Annotated in this window: 14 protein-coding genes and 1 pseudogene; 10 read left to right on the top strand and 5 right to left on the bottom strand. The window is 61.7% G+C overall.

Translation table 11 applies throughout. The features are described 5' to 3' along the window. The first annotated feature begins 76 nt into the window (after positions 1-76). From EFR00_RS30960 to EFR00_RS34340, 3 genes and pseudogenes are all read left to right on the top strand, one after another. A complete protein-coding gene (locus EFR00_RS30960; RefSeq protein ID WP_077989468.1) occupies positions 77-1042 on the top strand; it encodes an alpha/beta hydrolase in 966 nt (321 codons plus the stop codon). Positions 1043-1053: 11 nt separating this feature from the next. Beyond that, positions 1054-1584: a nuclear transport factor 2 family protein gene (locus EFR00_RS30955; protein WP_077989469.1), complete on the top strand. Its 531-nt coding sequence runs from the start codon at positions 1054-1056 to the stop codon at positions 1582-1584. Between the two features lie 13 nt (positions 1585-1597). Beyond that, positions 1598-1696: pseudogene (locus EFR00_RS34340) on the top strand (cytochrome c); the annotation flags it as partial. 62 nt (positions 1697-1758) lie between these two features. Here EFR00_RS34340 and EFR00_RS30945 read toward each other — a convergent pair. Next, on the bottom strand, positions 1759-2694 hold the full coding sequence (locus EFR00_RS30945) for a DMT family transporter (protein ID WP_077989470.1): 936 nt from the start codon (positions 2692-2694) through the stop codon (positions 1759-1761). Positions 2695-2780: 86 nt separating this feature from the next. Between EFR00_RS30945 and EFR00_RS30940 the strand changes: the two genes are divergently transcribed. The 5 genes from EFR00_RS30940 to EFR00_RS30920 all read left to right on the top strand — a co-directional run bounded on the left by EFR00_RS30940 (position 2781) and on the right by EFR00_RS30920 (position 9550). Next, complete coding sequence (locus tag EFR00_RS30940; protein WP_009997140.1) at positions 2781-3260, top strand: Lrp/AsnC family transcriptional regulator; 480 nt, start codon at positions 2781-2783, stop codon at positions 3258-3260. Between the two features lie 326 nt (positions 3261-3586). Beyond that, positions 3587-5359: an adenylate/guanylate cyclase domain-containing protein gene (locus EFR00_RS30935; protein ID WP_077989471.1), complete on the top strand. Its 1773-nt coding sequence runs from the start codon at positions 3587-3589 to the stop codon at positions 5357-5359. A 159-nt stretch (positions 5360-5518) separates the two neighbouring features. Next, a complete protein-coding gene (locus EFR00_RS30930) occupies positions 5519-6046 on the top strand; it encodes a cytochrome c (RefSeq protein ID WP_077989480.1) in 528 nt (175 codons plus the stop codon). A 61-nt stretch (positions 6047-6107) separates the two neighbouring features. Next, positions 6108-7463: a PQQ-dependent sugar dehydrogenase gene (locus tag EFR00_RS30925; protein WP_208655993.1), complete on the top strand. Its 1356-nt coding sequence runs from the start codon at positions 6108-6110 to the stop codon at positions 7461-7463. A gap of 311 nt (positions 7464-7774) precedes the next feature. After that, the gene (locus EFR00_RS30920; protein ID WP_077989473.1) at positions 7775-9550 is read left to right on the top strand and encodes an adenylate/guanylate cyclase domain-containing protein; all 1776 of its coding nucleotides are present in this window, start codon (positions 7775-7777) and stop codon (positions 9548-9550) included. Between the two features lie 66 nt (positions 9551-9616). On the opposite strand, the gene EFR00_RS30915 is transcribed toward EFR00_RS30920, so the two are convergent. After that, complete coding sequence (locus EFR00_RS30915) at positions 9617-10711, bottom strand: extracellular catalytic domain type 1 short-chain-length polyhydroxyalkanoate depolymerase (RefSeq protein WP_245435286.1); 1095 nt, start codon at positions 10709-10711, stop codon at positions 9617-9619. A gap of 446 nt (positions 10712-11157) precedes the next feature. Continuing rightward, a complete protein-coding gene (locus EFR00_RS30910) occupies positions 11158-12036 on the bottom strand; it encodes an NAD(P)-dependent oxidoreductase (protein WP_077989474.1) in 879 nt (292 codons plus the stop codon). A gap of 136 nt (positions 12037-12172) precedes the next feature. Between EFR00_RS30910 and EFR00_RS30905 the strand changes: the two genes are divergently transcribed. Then, positions 12173-13075: a LysR substrate-binding domain-containing protein gene (locus tag EFR00_RS30905; RefSeq protein ID WP_077989475.1), complete on the top strand. Its 903-nt coding sequence runs from the start codon at positions 12173-12175 to the stop codon at positions 13073-13075. Positions 13076-13115: 40 nt separating this feature from the next. On the opposite strand, the gene EFR00_RS30900 is transcribed toward EFR00_RS30905, so the two are convergent. Further along, on the bottom strand, positions 13116-14186 hold the full coding sequence (locus EFR00_RS30900) for a GlxA family transcriptional regulator (protein ID WP_077989481.1): 1071 nt from the start codon (positions 14184-14186) through the stop codon (positions 13116-13118). A 180-nt stretch (positions 14187-14366) separates the two neighbouring features. On the opposite strand from EFR00_RS30900, the gene EFR00_RS30895 reads away from it, so the two are divergent. Further along, positions 14367-15443: a class I SAM-dependent methyltransferase gene (locus EFR00_RS30895; RefSeq protein WP_077989476.1), complete on the top strand. Its 1077-nt coding sequence runs from the start codon at positions 14367-14369 to the stop codon at positions 15441-15443. A 253-nt stretch (positions 15444-15696) separates the two neighbouring features. Here EFR00_RS30895 and EFR00_RS33215 read toward each other — a convergent pair whose 3' ends face one another. After that, entirely contained in the window at positions 15697-15873 is a 177-nt protein-coding gene (locus tag EFR00_RS33215) for a hypothetical protein (protein ID WP_167482309.1), read from the bottom strand. Positions 15874-16027: the final 154 nt, after the last annotated feature.

The raw sequence follows: 16027 nt of genomic DNA, 5'->3' as shown, positions 1-16027 counted from the left end.
AAGTCGAGCAATTTTCGCGCCTGCACCGCGCCGGCGATCCTGGCACTCTCGCCTTGTTCAACAGCGGAGAGTTCAGATGAAACAGTTTGCACTTGCGGCAATCCTTGCCACCGTGGCGGCAACGACGGTGAGCGCAGCGGAAGTCACCAGCCGGAAGGTCACATTTCCAAGCAATGGTGAAACAATCGTCGGCACGCTCTACGTGCCATCGGACAAGGCTGCCGATACACGGCGGCCCGGTATCATCGTCGCCGCCTGGACCTCGATCAAGGAGCAGATGTCGGGCCTTTATGCCAAGGAAATGGCCGAGCGAGGCTTCGTGGCGCTGGCGTTCGACTATCGCGGCTGGGGTGAATCGAGCGGCACCATCCGTTTCAAGGAAGACCCGGCGATGAAGACTGCAGACATCATCGCCGCCGCCGATTTCTTGTCGACGCTGTCGGAGGTCGATCCGGACGCGATCAACGGCCTCGGCATATGCGCCTCGGCCGGCTACATGGCCGATGCCGTCAGCGGCAATCCGAGATTCAGGTCCCTATCGCTCGTCGCGCCATGGCTGCACAACAGGGCGATCGTCGAGCAGGTCTATGGCGGTGCCGAGGGCGTCGCCAAGCTGATCGCCGTTTCGCGCAGCGCCGAGCGTGCCGAAGAGACGGGAAGCCCACGGGTGATCATTGCGGCCAGCGCCACCGATGAATCCTCGCTCATGTACCAGATCCCCTATTACACCGAAGCCGATCGCGGTCTCGTTCCCCAATATGACAACAAGTTCAATCTCGGTTCCTGGGAGCCCTGGCTCACGTATGATTCTGTCGCCACCGGCTCGCGCGTCGACAAGCCCGTCCTGCTGGTCCATTCCGAGGCAGCGGCCGTTCCCGAGGGCGCGCATGCCTTCCTTGGCCTGTTGAAGGTCGATGCGACGACGCGCTGGTTCGAGGCCGTCACCCAGTTCGATTTCTATGACCGCCAGCAGCATGTCGACGCCGCGGCCGACGCAGTGGCCGAGCACATCGAAAAAGTTCTCAGGCGACAGTCGAATTGAGGAGCGAGCCCATGAAAATGATCGTTGCAAGTCTCGTTGCCGTCATGATGATGGTGGCACCCTCCATCGCGACGGCAGAAAGCATGAAGCCTGAAGACCGCCTCGCCATCATCGATGCCATCACCGACATCGCCGCCGGCGCCGATCGCCATCAATGGCCGCGGGTGCGCGGCGCCTTCGCCGAGAAGGTGACACTCGACTATACCAGCCTCTGGGGCGGCGAAGCTGTGACACAGTCAGCCGATGAAGTGGTCGCGCAATGGTCGAACTTCCTGCCGGGCTTCGACAGGACGCTGCATCTCGTCACAAACCACGCGATTGTGGATGCATCAGGCGACACGGCGACGGCCGAGGCCGATTTCCAGGCGACGCATAGTTTAGGCAAGGATTTCTGGGTTCTCTCCGGCCACTATCGCTACGGGCTGGTGAAATCAGCCGAGGGCTGGAAGGTCACACATATGACGATGACTGCCACTCACGAGACCGGTGATCGCAGCCTTGTGGGCAAAGCCGCCGAGCGCGCTGCGAAGAAGATGGACTAGGCGGAATCTCCGCATTACGCCCGACAAGGAGACCGGCATCGGCAGCTGGACCAGGGAACAGATTGTGACTGCGCTTCAGACCGGGCAGCGGCCGGATGGCCGCCTGCTGGCGCACTGTCGGGTTTCACGCGCCCAGCGGCCGGCTTGTGCGACAAACATGCGACGTAGCAGATACTAGGACTGTTGCGACACTTGGACCAGCTTCGCAGGCTTGCTGAAAACTGCGATGGCGGAACAGACGCCGGCGAACTGAATAATCACTCCGATCGCCTCGGCGGGAGAAGGAAACCGGCCCTCGAACATGAATCCATAGGCGAGGCCGAAGACTGTTTCGGCAACGATAAGCTGGGCCGCGAGCGCCAGCGGCAGGCGACGGGAAGCGATCACCCAGCACCAGGTTGCAAACCACGAGCCGGCCAACCACATCACCAACGCCCATACGACGAAGCTGGCGATTTCTGAGGCGGAAGCCGTGCTCGTGAGATCGAAGGAGGCCAGCGGCAACAGGAGAAGGCTTCCGATCGCCGCGCCTATGCCTTGCAGCCCTGTCCATTGCAGACCGGCTGGCGCGTCCGCTGACCGCATGACGGCTGCATTCGCCAGACCGTAGGCGATCCAGATCACCAGCGCCGCCGAACTGGCGAGAACACCGAGAAGGATCGATGGCGTATCCGCAACGTCGGCCGCGCCGATCGTCGCGGCGTTTACGATCGCCACGCCGATCGCGATCAGCACCAGGGGAAGCGTCAGAGATTTCCATGATGCTGAGCGGTCCCGAATATTGGCGATGATCGCCAAGAAAACCGGCATGGTGCCGATAATCACAGGCGGAACAGCCGCACCGGCGAGTTGGACGGCAAAGGCCGCGCTGATGAAGTAGCCGACATAACCCGCGCCGCCGAGCAGCAGGCCGGTCACAAGCCGCGCGGGGGCCATGCCGACTGGCCGGAACCGTCGATCGGCCATCAACAGCAAGCAGGCTAGGCCGAAGACGCCATAGCGGGCAATGGTCAAATCCCATGCCGTGAGCGGTGCGACGGCGCGCGGGGCAATGAAAGTCAGCCCCCAGAGGGCGCAAGTGATGAGGCCGGCGACGATCCCAAGCAGCATGATTTTCTCCTACTGGAGCCATCATGCAATAGGCTGCGTCTCGATTTATATGGAAGTGCAAGAGCTAATCGCGTAGTTTGACCGCGATGTCGAAGGCAAAAGCACCTCGGAACCTTCAAACTGCAAAATCTGCGCTGGACGCGACGGACGCGCAGATTCTTGCCGCGCTCGATAGCGATGCTCGCCTCTCGATGAGCGAGCTTGCCCGCCTGGTTGGCATGTCCGCACCAAGCGTGTCGGAGCGTGTTCGCCGGCTTGAGGCGGCGGGCGTCATCCGAAGCTTCACTATCGACGTGGACACGCGCGCCATCGGCTACCAGATCAGGGCGATTGTGAGAATCCGGCCGCTGCCCGGCAAGCTCCACCTTGTCGAACGGCTCATTCAGGAGCGGCCGGAGTTTGTCGAATGTGACAAGATCACCGGCGATGATCCTTTCCTTGCTCGCCTCGTGGTCCACACAATCGAGCAGATGGACGATGTTCTTGAAGCCCTCTCGGAGCACGCCGTCACCAGCACAGCCGTCATCAAGGGAACTTCCGTTAAACGACGCCTGCCGCCCCTGTAGAGGACGCAAAAGGCGCGTCGTTTCGGCCGGAAGAATATGGCGGGACCATTCCAGCTGGACAAAGCATGCGCGGTGGCAGGCCAAAGGACGTGCAGCCGCACGGAGATTGCCGCTTCAGCGCAGAGCAGCCAAATCTCTCAACAAGAAGTATCTCCGCAATGGCGCCGGAAGGGGGCTGGCAGCTTCGGGCCGGGAGCCTGACAGGGCAGTCATTGCGTAGGGCTACTTGGCCAACTCGATCTCACCCAAGATCGCTCTGAGCCGCGGCTCAAAGTTCTTTCTTGCCTTCTGTCACCCTGCTATCGTGGAAGCGAGGAGACGGCGCCATGAGCGAGACCCGAAAGCTGGCCGCAATCCTGGCCGCGGACGTGGTTGGGTACAGCCGGCTTGCCGGCGCCGACGAGGACCGCATCCTGGCGAGGTTGCGGGCACTGCGCAGCGATCTCATCGATCCGACGATCGCCGTGCACCATGGCCGGGTGGTGAAGCGCACCGGCGATGGTGCGCTGGTCGAGTTCCGCAGCGTGGTGGACGCCGTACGCTGCGCCATTGAGGTGCAGAACGGCATGGTGGAGCGCAATGACGGCGTGCCGCAGGACCGTCGCATCGAGTTCCGGATCGGTATCCATTTGGGCGACGTCGTCGAGGAAAGCGACGGCGATCTGATGGGCGACGGCGTCAACATCGCCTCGCGATTGGAGGGCGTCGCCGCGGCGGGCGCGATCTGCCTGTCCGAGGATGCCTATCGCCAGGTCAAGGCGAGGCTCGACCTCTCGGTCAGCGATCTCGGCAACACGCAACTCAAGAACATCGCCGAGCCGATCCGGGTCTATTCGCTGCAAGTCGGCGGCGCCGGGACAAAGGCAGCCGCTACCTCGGAAACCGCGCCGAGCCGACCGGCGACGGCAGCGTCGCCGAAGCTGTCGATCGCCGTCCTGCCCTTCGCCAACATGAGCGGTGACGCCGAACAGGATTACTTCGCCGACGGCATCTCGGAAGACATCATCACGGCGCTATCGAAGCTGTCGCAGCTCTTCGTCATCGCCCGCAATTCGTCGTTCACTTTCAAGGGCAAGAACGTCGAGGTGCAGGAGGTGGGCACGAAGCTCGGCGTGCGGCATGTCCTTGAGGGCAGCGTCCGCAAATCGGGAAACAGGGTACGCATCACCGCGCAGCTCATCGACGCGACCACCGGCGGGCACCTATGGGCGGAGAGGTTCGATCGCGAGCTCACCGACATATTCGCGGTTCAGGACGATGTCACGCAGCAGATCGTCGACGCGCTGGCGGTCAACCTGACGGAGGGCGATCGGAAAAGACTGGCGCCGGGGCAGACCCGGCATCCCGAGGCGTATGACTGCTTCCTGCGTGGCCGGGAGCTGTGGCACCGGCTGACGAAGCAGACGAACAGCGACGCCCGCGAGCTTTTGCAACGTGCCGTCGAGCTGGACCCGAACTTCGCCTCTGCGCACGCCTTCCTCGCCCTTACCCACGGGCTGGACTACCTGAACCGGTGGAGCGAGTCGCCGCAGCGCTCTATCGAGCAAGCCGAAGAGGCCGCGACGCTGGCGGTAGCGCGGGATGATAGCGATCCCGTGGCGCACTGGGCACTGAGCGTGGTCAAGCTTTACTCGCGACAGCACGATAAAGCCATCAGCGAGGCCGAGCGTGCGATAGTCCTCAATCCGAACTTCGCCGAAGGGCAGGTCAGCCTCGGCGAGGCACTCATCTATTCAGGCAGAGCCGGGGATGCACTCGCCTATTTCGATCGGGCGAGGGTCCTGAACCCGTATTTTCCGGATGTCGTTCTCCATTTTCAGGCCTTGGCCCTGTTTCAACTGCGAAGGTACGAGGAGGCCGTCGAACTGTTGCTGCAGCGCGTGAACCGCAACCCCGTCACCGATGTCTCGCGCGCGCTTCTGGCCGCCTGTTACGGACATCTCGGCCGTTTCGAAGAGGCTCGCGCGAGGTGGCAAGAGGTGTTGCGTGTCAATCCCGACTACTCCTTGGAATACCGTCGCAAAGTCTTGCCCTTCAAGAACCCCGCCGATTTCGAGCTCGTCATGGAGGGGCTGCGCAAGGGCGGGGTCGTACAATGACGGGTCGATGTCCGATCTTGAATCTGTCGCCGCCATTCGCCTCGAGGATGAGCAATAACCAGTCGCAATCTTCGTTAATTCAATATGGCTAATATATGGAACATGTTCATCGTGATATTCAGTTCGATGGCCGTTGCGAGCTGTATCATGGAGGGGATGATGTTTCGATTGAGCGTTCGGTTGGCTTTTTTGGCCGCCTCAGCATTGGGGCTGCACGCGAGCGCGGCAGCTGCCGACGATGCGCAGACTGCGCGCGGCGAATATCTCGTCACGATCGGCGGCTGCAACGATTGCCACACACCGGGATATTTTTTCGGAAACCCGGACAGCTCGCGATTTCTGGGTGGATCGGATGTCGGTTTCGAGATCCCGGGGCAGGGTGTTTTCGTCGGCCGCAACATTACGCCTGACAAGGAGACCGGGATCGGCAGCTGGACCAGGGAACAGATTGTGACGGCGCTTCAGACCGGGCAGCGGCCGGATGGCCGCCTCCTGGCGCCAATCATGCCGTGGCATGCATTCGCGCAACTCACTGAAGAAGACGTGACATCAATTGCAGTCTTCCTTCAAAGCCTGAAACCGGTCAGCCATCAGGTCCCTGGACCTTTCAAGCCGGGGGAGAAGGTTTCAACCTTTATGTTCCGGATCTTGCCGCCGGGTGAAACCGCGGCTGCCGCACCAAACTAGAACAGCGCCACCGCACGCGGACAAGTGGAGAAAGCACAATAGCAGCGACTGCTGCATCTCGATGGTTGTCCGCCTCCAAATCGGCGTGCGCGGTTCTGGAGTCCGCGTCAGCCAGTTCGCCATCAACGCTGGAAAGGCTGGGAGATGGTCTACCGGCATCGCGTGGGTGTGGCTGAGCGCGAGGCCGGACCGCTGTAGGCACTCGACAGGTCCGGAAGCGCCGGAGATTGGGAGAGCAGATATGACCAGAAAAGCAGCTATGCTGTTGAGTGTTGCGCTTGTTTCAGCATCCGCCTGGGCGCAGCAAGAAGGCGTGCTCCACAAGGTCGAGACGAATGTTTTCAGGCCGAAGCATCAGCCATTCAGCGAGGATGTCGTCAAGCGGCTCAAGGTTCCGGAAGGATTCGAGGTCAGCATCTTTGCCCGTGACCTCGACAATGCCCGCATGATGGCGGTCGCCGAAGACGGCACCGTCTACGTGACGCGCCCCGAGCAAAAGGATGTGATCGCCGTCAAGGAAGGCGATCCGAAGCCTCGCAAGATGGCCTCTGATCTTGACGGCATCCATGGCATTGCAATCCGGGACGGTCGTATCTTCCTTTCCACGGTCCATGCCGTTATGGCGGCCGATCTGAACGAGGACGGGACGATCGGCAAAATGGAGAAGATCATCGACGACCTGCCCGACGGCGGCCAGCACGGGCGGCGGACGCTCGCCTTCGCGCCCGACGGAGCGCTGCACATCAACGTCGGCAGTTCCTGCGACGCGTGCTTCGAAAGCAGCGACGAAAAGGCTGCCAACCTTCGGCTCGACATAAAAGACAAGAAACGCACGGTCTTCGCGAAGGGGCTGAGAAACATGCTCGGCTTCGATTGGCATCCGGAGACCGGGGTCATGTGGGGCGTCGACCACGGTGTCGACCACCTCGGCGACGAGCTGCCGGGCGAGGAACTGAACAAGATAGAGCAAGGCTCGCACTACGGCTGGCCGTTCTGCTACGGCGACAGACAGCCCGACTGGGCGAGTTTCACCATGTCCGAGGGTGCGCCCAAGGACGATTTCTGCAAAACCAAGACCGCCGCGCCAGCGCTGACTTTTGATGCGCATGCGTCGGTGATCAACATTCGCTTCTACGATGCGCAGCAGTTTCCGGAGGACTATCGCAACGATGCCTTCGTCACGCTACGCGGTTCAGCGAACCGGGCCGATCCGGCCGGATATAAGGTCGTGCGGGTCAACTTCGACAAAGGCGAGCCGACGAGCACGGAGGACTTCCTTACTGGCTTCCTGAGCGAGGACCGGAAGACTGAATCTGGCCGCATCGCCGGGCTGGCGATAACTCCCGACGGCTCACTGCTCGTCTCGGAGGATACAAACGGCGTGATCTACAGGGTGAGCTACAAGAAGGGCGGATAGCGTCCGTCCGTGCGGCGTCTCCCGCCGTCCCATCGCTTGGCGGAGCTGTTCGCAGCCTGACAAAGAGCAGGTTGAAGCCGGCGGTTACGGGGGACCATCATCCGCGTAGCCCTTTGCGCATCGCACGCGCCGTAGCGACCGGGCGTTCCCGCTCGGCACTCGGAAAGCCGAAGAGAGAAGCGGATCCCTCGGGTGCAGCATCAGCGCATTCCGCTCAGGATTTTTCTTTCCTGGCCTGATTCGCCCGGCTCCAGAGCGCTTTCGCATTTGCTTCTCAGGCGGTAGGGTATTTCCCTGGCGGAGGGGCAAGCGTGGAACGTCGTCTTACCACAATAATGGCTGCGGATTTGGTCGGCTATTCTCGTCTCATGGCGGCGGACGAGGAAGGCACCATTTCGCGGCTGCGCGACGCGCGAACCAACGTGATCGACCCGGCAATTATGGAGGGCGGTGGCCGCATCGTCAAAACCATGGGCGACGGGCTCCTGGTCGATTTCCCATCGCCGGTGTTGGCGGTAAGAGCGGCTCTTCTCATGCAGCGCAATTTGATCTCGCGCGAGTCTCCTCAAAGGGAAGACCGACGCCTGCGTTTCCGCATCGGTATTCATCTGGGAGATGTGGTGATCGATGGCGACGACATCCTCGGCGACTGCGTCAACATCACTGCGCGTTTGGAAACCATCGCACCCGCCGGAGGCATCTGCATATCTCGTGCAATCTACGATCATGTGCAAAGCAAGATAGACGCTGGGATGACGTGGCTCGGGCCACAGTCCGTTAAGAATATCCCCGAACCAATTGATGTGTGGCAGGTCGAGCTGGACGGCACGGCGCCCAGCCCGGTTCGGCTCTCCGGACAGGTACGTGCTTCGATCGCGGTTCTCCCATTCCAGAATTTTTCTGTCACCCCCGATCAGGACTTCTTTGTCGACGGACTGGTCGAAGACGTCATTACGGAACTAAGTCGCTTTCGATGGTTGTTCGTGATCGCCCGCAACTCGTCTTTCGCCTACAAGGGAACAGCCAAGGACGTACGCAAGATCGCCCGGGAACTTGGTGTGCGCTATGTCGTGGAAGGATCGGTTCGGAGGTCCGGTGAACGGCTGAGGATCACTGTACAGCTAATCGACGCGCTGTCCGGAGCCCACATCTGGGCCGAGCGCTGGGATCGTCCGATCGCCGATTTTTTTGATGTGCAGGACGAGATAACGCGCCGGATTATCGCGGGCATCGAACCAGAGCTGGGAGCGCACGAACGGAGCCTCGCCCTCGCCAAATCGACGGACAACCTTACTGCTTGGGAACTTTGTCACCGCGGCTTCGCTGCATTGCTTTCCTTCGAAGCAGGTTCGCAAGCCACTGCCGAGAAGTTCCTTCGACAAGCGCTCGAACACGATCCGAATTTCGCACTCCCCTACGCCTATTTAGCTCGTCACCGATACGCACTCGTCCTTTGGGGGCGTGCCGCAGACGTGCCGGTCGCTGTCGAGGAAGGACTATCGTTCGCCACGAAGGCCTTAGAAATCGACAGGCGGAGCGATATCGCGTACGCGATGATGTCCCTCCTTCTGACCGTGGACGGGCGAGCGGCTGAGGCCATGCCTGTCGCTGAACAGGGCCTTGCATTAAATCAAAACTACGCGTTTCTTCACTTCGCACATGGAATGGCAGCCGTGCGGCTCAGGGACGCCGATACAACGATTAGAGCCGCACAAAATGCCATCGATCTCAGCCCTCACGATCCGTCTATGTTTGCGTTCAAGACACTGCTCGGTATTGGCTTGATGCTGAGGGGCGAGCCCGATGACCTGTCAACGGCCCGGATGCATCTACGGGAAGGCGCGTCCTTCGAACGCACAACCTATTATCCATTCATTGGGGCAGCGTTGCTCGCCCTCAGGGCGGGCAATACCGATGAGGTGAGGATGTGGATCTCTGATGCTTTGAAGAAGTTTCCAAACCTGAACGCGGAATACGTCCGAGAGGGGGCCTACCCATTCTATGAAGGTAGTCCTTATTGCGACTACCTCGACAGGTTGATCGAGCACGGGCTCCCACCGGGAGAGAAGCGTCTGATCGAAGAATAGTATACCCCTGTCGAAGTTTCCCGCCTTGTGATCAAGGTGATCATTTCCCTTGCCGCGATTGTCTGGCTATCGCATCAGCCCCGCCGCTCGAAGCGCGTCGTTTATGACCTTGGCGATCTTGCCGTCGGGGGCGGCGCTCGCGGCCTTGGCGCGCGGCCTGGCATAGCGCGATGCTCTTCCTGTCGTGGATGGAGCGGCGTCGGGCTCTTGCCCGCGGACGAAGTCTCCGCCTGCCTCAGCCTCCTCGACGTCTGCTTCCGTCGCCAGCTTCCATGCATGGGCTATACGAACGGTCGAGGAAATCCCTGCCTCGAGCATATGGGGGCCGGCTCTGCCGATGGCGCGATCGCCGCTCGTCGCCAGGGGAACGCCGTGGCCCATGCCCTTGACGAGATAGATCTCCACGGCCTCCATGCCTTTGGCGTCGAGCCAGACTTTGCGCCTATGGCCGTGTATCAACTCGCTCCGCGTCGGCTCGGTGGCAAGGGCGTGCACGCCGCTCCATTGCTGGGCGATCTGATCGGCATTCCTGGCTCGGACCGTCTGGTCATGCGTGCCGTGCCAGATCGAAATCTTGGGCCAGGGCCCGCGGTGGTTCGATGCGCGCTTGAGGGCCGATTGCAGCCTGGAGACAGTCGGCGGGTTGCGGCCTTGCATGCGCTCGAAAGCCTCTGCCACGGTGCCTGCCACGCCATAGGGCAGCCCGCCGATGATTGCGCCGCCTGCAAATATCTCAGGGTAGGTCGACAGCATGACGTTCGCCATCGCACCACCTGCCGACAGGCCGGTGATAAAGATACGCTTGGGATCGATGCCCTGCGACTGGACGAGATGGCCGATCATCTGCCGGATGGACGATGCCTCGCCCGCATCCCGGCTGATATCGCCGGGCTCGAACCAGTTGAAGCAGAGATTGGCATTGTTCGACCGCTGCTGCTCGGGATAGAGCACCGCAAATCCGCGCCGCTCGGCGAGCTCGGACCAGCCGGAACCGGCGGCATAGCCCTCTGCCGTCTGTGTGCAGCCATGCAGCGCCACGACAAGCGGAGTGCCGGGAGCCATGATCGAAGGCAGATACAGCCACGCCTTCAATGACCCCGGATTGGAGCCAAACCTCCCGATTTCGACCAAGCTGTGATTGTGTGGGGGCTTGTCGAGCACTGTCGTCTCCTATGGCCGCCAATCGGCCTGAGCTTTCGATGTGGGGACGATTGCTGCGCCGCACAATGGAGTTCTCAAGTTAATTCGCCCGCGCGCAGATTTATCCGAGGTCTTACCGGCGCTGAAAATTCCATTGGGAGCGGCAGAACAGCCGAAAAATCAGGGGCAGGAATGCCCAGCGGTCCCGCCGATCGTTGCGGCCGGCGCATAGCTGCAGTGCAACATAGACGCTGGCGGATGGCGCCGGTGCGAGTATGATTATCTCCATCGAAGCGATGCACCTCCTCCCGCAACGCTTCGACATTCAGACGGCCCACTCCTCCTCCCGAAGGGACGTCTGTTGGAACAGCGGCACTCCTCCTCCCAAGTCGCTGTTCGGTTCTTTTAGGAAAGCCTGCCGCACCTCCTCCCGCGGCAGACTTTTCTATTTGGGGAGATGGAGCCCTTCAGCTCATAGCGCTGTTCCTGCTCCGGATCAGCTCAAACACGCCTGAAATGTCTTCGTTGCCATGTCCGGCACCGTCGCGCTTGCGGAATAGGTCCAGCATCGGGTCAAGCAGATCGGTGGCGACACCCTGCTCGCGGGTGGCAGTGAGGATGTTTTCGAGCGCTGCGGTCTGCATCGCCAGATTCGACGCGACATTGACGCCGTGGCGGCCGGTATCGATCTTCTCCGCATAGCCGGGAAATTCACCCATCATCGCGGTCATCCAGGGGCCGAGCAGCTTCAGAAATGCACTTGCGCCGATGCCTTCGGAACCGACAAGGGCGCTGGCGTGAAAGAAGCCGGCAAAAAGCCCATACATGCCGCTGAGAAGGGCGAGATCGTGGAGCGACGCCAGTCCGGCATCCGCACCGAGATAGGTGGCGGCGCCGAGCGCCTTAAGCGTGCCGACATGCGCCTCGAAAGCCGCATTCGAACCGCTGTAGAGGATAAGTGCATGTTCGCCTCCGATCATCGGAGGCGTCGCCATGATGCCGCCGTCGAGATAGGCGGCGCCGAGGCTTTCGAGCCGCTCGGCGGTGGCGCGTGCCTGGGCCGGCGTGCCATTGGTGAGATTGACCACCGCACGCCCGGCAAGCACCGAGGCCGCACTGTCGAGCACAGAGTTCGACGCGGCGTAGTCCAATAGGCAGATCACGGTGACGTCGCTCGAGGCGATGGCGTCTGCCGCGCTGCTGCTTTCGCGAGCTCCTTTGGCAACCAGAAAGCCAGCCTTGCCGGCCGTGCGATTCCAGAGGGTGACCGAATGCCCTTGCTGCAGAAATCGGGCGGCCAGCGCCTGTCCCATCGCTCCCAAGCCGAGAACCGAAATATTCGCCATATGTGTCATCCTTCAACGTTCCGGTTGCAATACCGCCCCTGTGGGCGATTTGGCGAAAGATGCAATATTGGACGAGCGCGGAGTAGTGGGCTATTTGTGGACCCATCGTCTGTAAATTGGAACGACGGACAGGTGAATGCTCAATCTCAACGACCTGCTGGTTTTCGTTAAAGTGGTGGATCACGGCGGTTTTGCTGCAGCCGCTCGCGCGCTGCACCTTCCCAAGTCCACGCTCAGCAAGCGGCTTTCCGAGCTGGAGCGGAAGATCGGCGTCCGCCTGATCCAGCGGACCTCGCGCAGTTTCGCCGTGACCGAGATTGGCCGGGATTTGTATCGTCATGCCGCCGCCATGCTGATCGAGGCGGAGGCGGCCGAGCATGTCATCAAGGGCCGTCTGGCGGAACCAAGCGGAACTGTTCGGATCACCGCATCGCTGCCGATTGCCCAGTTTCGTTTGGCGGCGCTGCTTCCCCGCCTGGCAGCGAGCTATCCGAAGATGCGCATCACGCTCGACGTTTCCGACAGGTTCGTTGATATCGTGCAGGAAGGTTTCGACATCGCGATCCGCAACCATTTCTCCCCGCTGCCCGACAACGATCTCGTGCAACGCCGGATCGATGACGACCCCACCTGGCTCGTCGCCTCGGCCGATTATATCAGGGAGAAAGGTGTGTGTTCGCGCCCCGAGGAAGCGAGTGAGCTCGATGGGCTGATGGCATCGCCCTCGGAATCGGTTTGGACGCTTCGCAATGGCGATGGCGCCGTCGCCAAGATCACGCCCATGCCGCGCTACGTGGCCAACGAGACGATCTCGCTCTTGGAGGCAGCCAAGGCCGGTCTCGGTGTTACCTGCCTTCCGAGCAGCTTCTGTGCTCAACTCATTGCATCTGGCGCACTTGTTCGCATTTTACCCGAGTGGACGGGAGGCGGCGTGACGACAACCCTGCTGATGCCGCATCGGCGCGGGCAGCTCCCCTCGGTTCGAATGGTGGCGGACTATTTGATCGCAGAACTCTCCCGGCCACGCCAAGACGCCTGATCGTGGAGCGGAGTCGCCGGGAAGCGACGCAAGGGCCGCATCAGCCGTGCTGCTGCGATGACGGCCGCTTGGCATAGGCCGGCACCTGGAACCGGCGACGATAATTCCCCGGAGCCAGGCCGGTTATCCGCCTGAACAGACGTCGAAAGAAGGCGGGCTCCTCATAGCCTACCTGCCAGCTTATCTCGTCGACGGAAGCTTCGGTTCGCTCCAGCCGCCGCTTCGCCTCCTCGATCCGCAGCCGTTGCACATAGGCGATCGGGCTCATGCCGGTCGCCCGGGTGAACCGCCGCTTGAAGGTCCGTTCCGTCAGCCCCGCCTGCCTGACCATCTCCTCCAGCGGATTGGCGACCGAAAAATGGGCGGCAAGCCAGTCCTGTGCAGTCTGGATCGCCTGGTCGCCGTGGTCGCGCCGCCCCTCGAACACCATGTAGGGAGCCAGCCCGTCCTGGTGCCATTGCAGCGCAAAATAGCGCGCCACCGTCTGCGCCGCCGTCGCCCCGGCATGGCGGGCGATCAGGTAGAGCACGAGATCGTGCCATGTCATCGAGGCGCCTGATGTAATCAACTCGTCCCGCTGGCCGGCGACCACCAGCACCTGCTCCGGATGGATCGTGACCTCAGGATAGGCGTCGCGGAAAGTCTGGGCGTAGCCGAAATGGACGGTGGCGTCGGCGCCATCGAAGACCCCGGTCTCGGCAAGCAGGAAGATGCCCGAACAGGCCGAGCAGATCAGCGCCCCCTTCACGTGCATGCTCCGGCACCATTCCACCAGTTCAGGATAGCGGCGCTTCACCCAGCCTTCCGGCCCGAGCACGACCGACGGCACGATGACGATGTCGGTTCGTTCGATGTCTGCGACCGGCCGCTGCACCACCAGCGGCACGCGGCTGGCGAGCGTCAGCGGGCCGGCCCTTTCGCCGACGATCTCGACGTGGAAAGGCGGCGTCTTGGTAATGCCGTCGTCCGGCGGGACGATGGAAAAGGCGTTCATGACATCAAAGATGCCGCTCAAGGTCGAGACTGCCGCCTCCGGCAGCGCCACCAGGCTGACATGGAGCGGCTGCGGCCCCGGCGCCCGCTCCGCCTCCTGCTGCGTTCCCGTCATCATCGGTTCCCCCTTGGCAGCAATGATAACCCCGGAGCGCAGCGGGGGCCACTGCGGACGCGACAGCTTGCTGGCGTGGCGCAAATGGCCCGATCATGGCCGGCACCGCTCTGCCGCTCATGCCCACGGTCTGCGATCCTTCCCCGGACCTCGAACGGAGGTTTGCAAACAGGGAGAAACATCATGGATACAATGCAAAGCAGGACCATCGACAGTGCGAAGCTCGACACGCTGGTCGGCCGCGTCGTCAGCGATCTTTCCGCCGGCTATGGCGGGGTCATGGTCAGCCTCGGCCACCGCCTCGGTCTCTACAAGGCGATGGCCGACCGCGGTCCGCTCACGTCTCGCGAGATCGCCACCCGCGCCCGCTGCGCCGAACGATATGTGCGCGAATGGCTGAATTCGCAGGTGGCCGGCGGCTATGTCACCTATCATGCGGTCAGCGGCACCTATGAGCTGACGCCGGAACAGGCTTTCGTGCTGGCGAACGAGGACAGCCCCGTCTTCATCCCGAATGCCTGGGCAACGCCGGCTTCCATGTGGGCCGACGAGGAAAAGGCGGTCGAGGCCTTCCGCACCGGCGCCGGTATCCCTTGGGGTGACCATGATGGCCGGCTCTTCTGCGGCGTCGCGTCCTTCTATCGCAACGCCTACCGCGCCAGCCTGGTGCCGGAATGGCTGCCGGCGCTCGACGGCGTGGTGGAGAAGCTGAAGGCAGGCGCACTGGTCGCCGATGTCGGCTGCGGCCACGGCCATTCGACCGTGCTGATGGCGCAGGCCTTTCCGAATTCGAGATTCGATGGCTTCGACACGCACGAAAAGTCGGTCGACCAAGCACGAGAGGTGGCGGGCGAGGCGGGCGTTTCCGATCGCGCCACCTTTTCGACCGCGCGGGCGGAGACCTATCCGGGGACGGGCTATGACCTCATCTGCTTCTTCGACTGCCTGCACGACATGGGCAATCCGGTGGCAGCCGCCACGCATGCGGCCAAGGCCCTTGCCAAGGACGGCACGGTGATGCTGGTCGAGCCCTTCGCCAACGACCGGGTGGAGGACAATATCTCGCCTGTCGGCCGGCTCTATTATGCCGCGTCGACGACGATCTGCTGCGCCCATGCGATTTCCGACGGCGGTCACATCGTGCTCGGCGCCCAGGCCGGCGAGGCAAGGCTCAAGCACGTCTTCCGCAAGGCGGGCTTCACCCGCTTCCGCAAGGCAATGCAGACGCCCTTCAACCTGATCCTCGAAGCCCGCCTCTGACCAGACCGGCGACCGAGAGCTCCGGACTTCCACCCACCCTCGGTCGTCGTCGGCGATCGCGGCCGTGGATCCCAGGCTCGAGGCCACTGCTGTCCGGTTTAGCAAAAACGGTTGCAGAGGATTCCGAGACTCGCAGTAGATGTGCCGATTTACTGTTTTGACTCGTTATTTTCGCGACAAGACGAAAGATGGCGAGACTTGGCATCCGCGTCAGAGAAAGTTCCGAGGCGGAAATTGTGCAAAAAATTCGATTTCAGCCTGCATCACGTACTATAAAATCGATACCTATTTCCCAATAACGGTTTGTTTTATAAGCATTTAAAAAGGGAAAATTTAAAACGGACAGCAGTGGCTCGAGGCCTGGGATGACGGAGGGTGGGGTGCTGTTGCTGCCATACTGCAAAGCGCCGCCTATCACGCCGGCGCCCATCCCACCCTCCGTCGTCCTCGGGCTTGACCCCATAGGCGCTAACTTAGTCTTGACGATGGTGATCGCGAGTGATTCACCTTGGTCATGAGCGATTCGTTACAAGCACTGGATTGGGGTGAGCTGGTCGAACGACTGGGCTCGGCGGAAGAGCTGG

It is taken from the genome of Rhizobium sophoriradicis (assembly GCF_003939025.1).
Classification (GTDB): Bacteria; Pseudomonadota; Alphaproteobacteria; order Rhizobiales; family Rhizobiaceae; genus Rhizobium; species Rhizobium sophoriradicis.
This window is presented reverse-complemented; position numbering and strand designations above follow the sequence as displayed.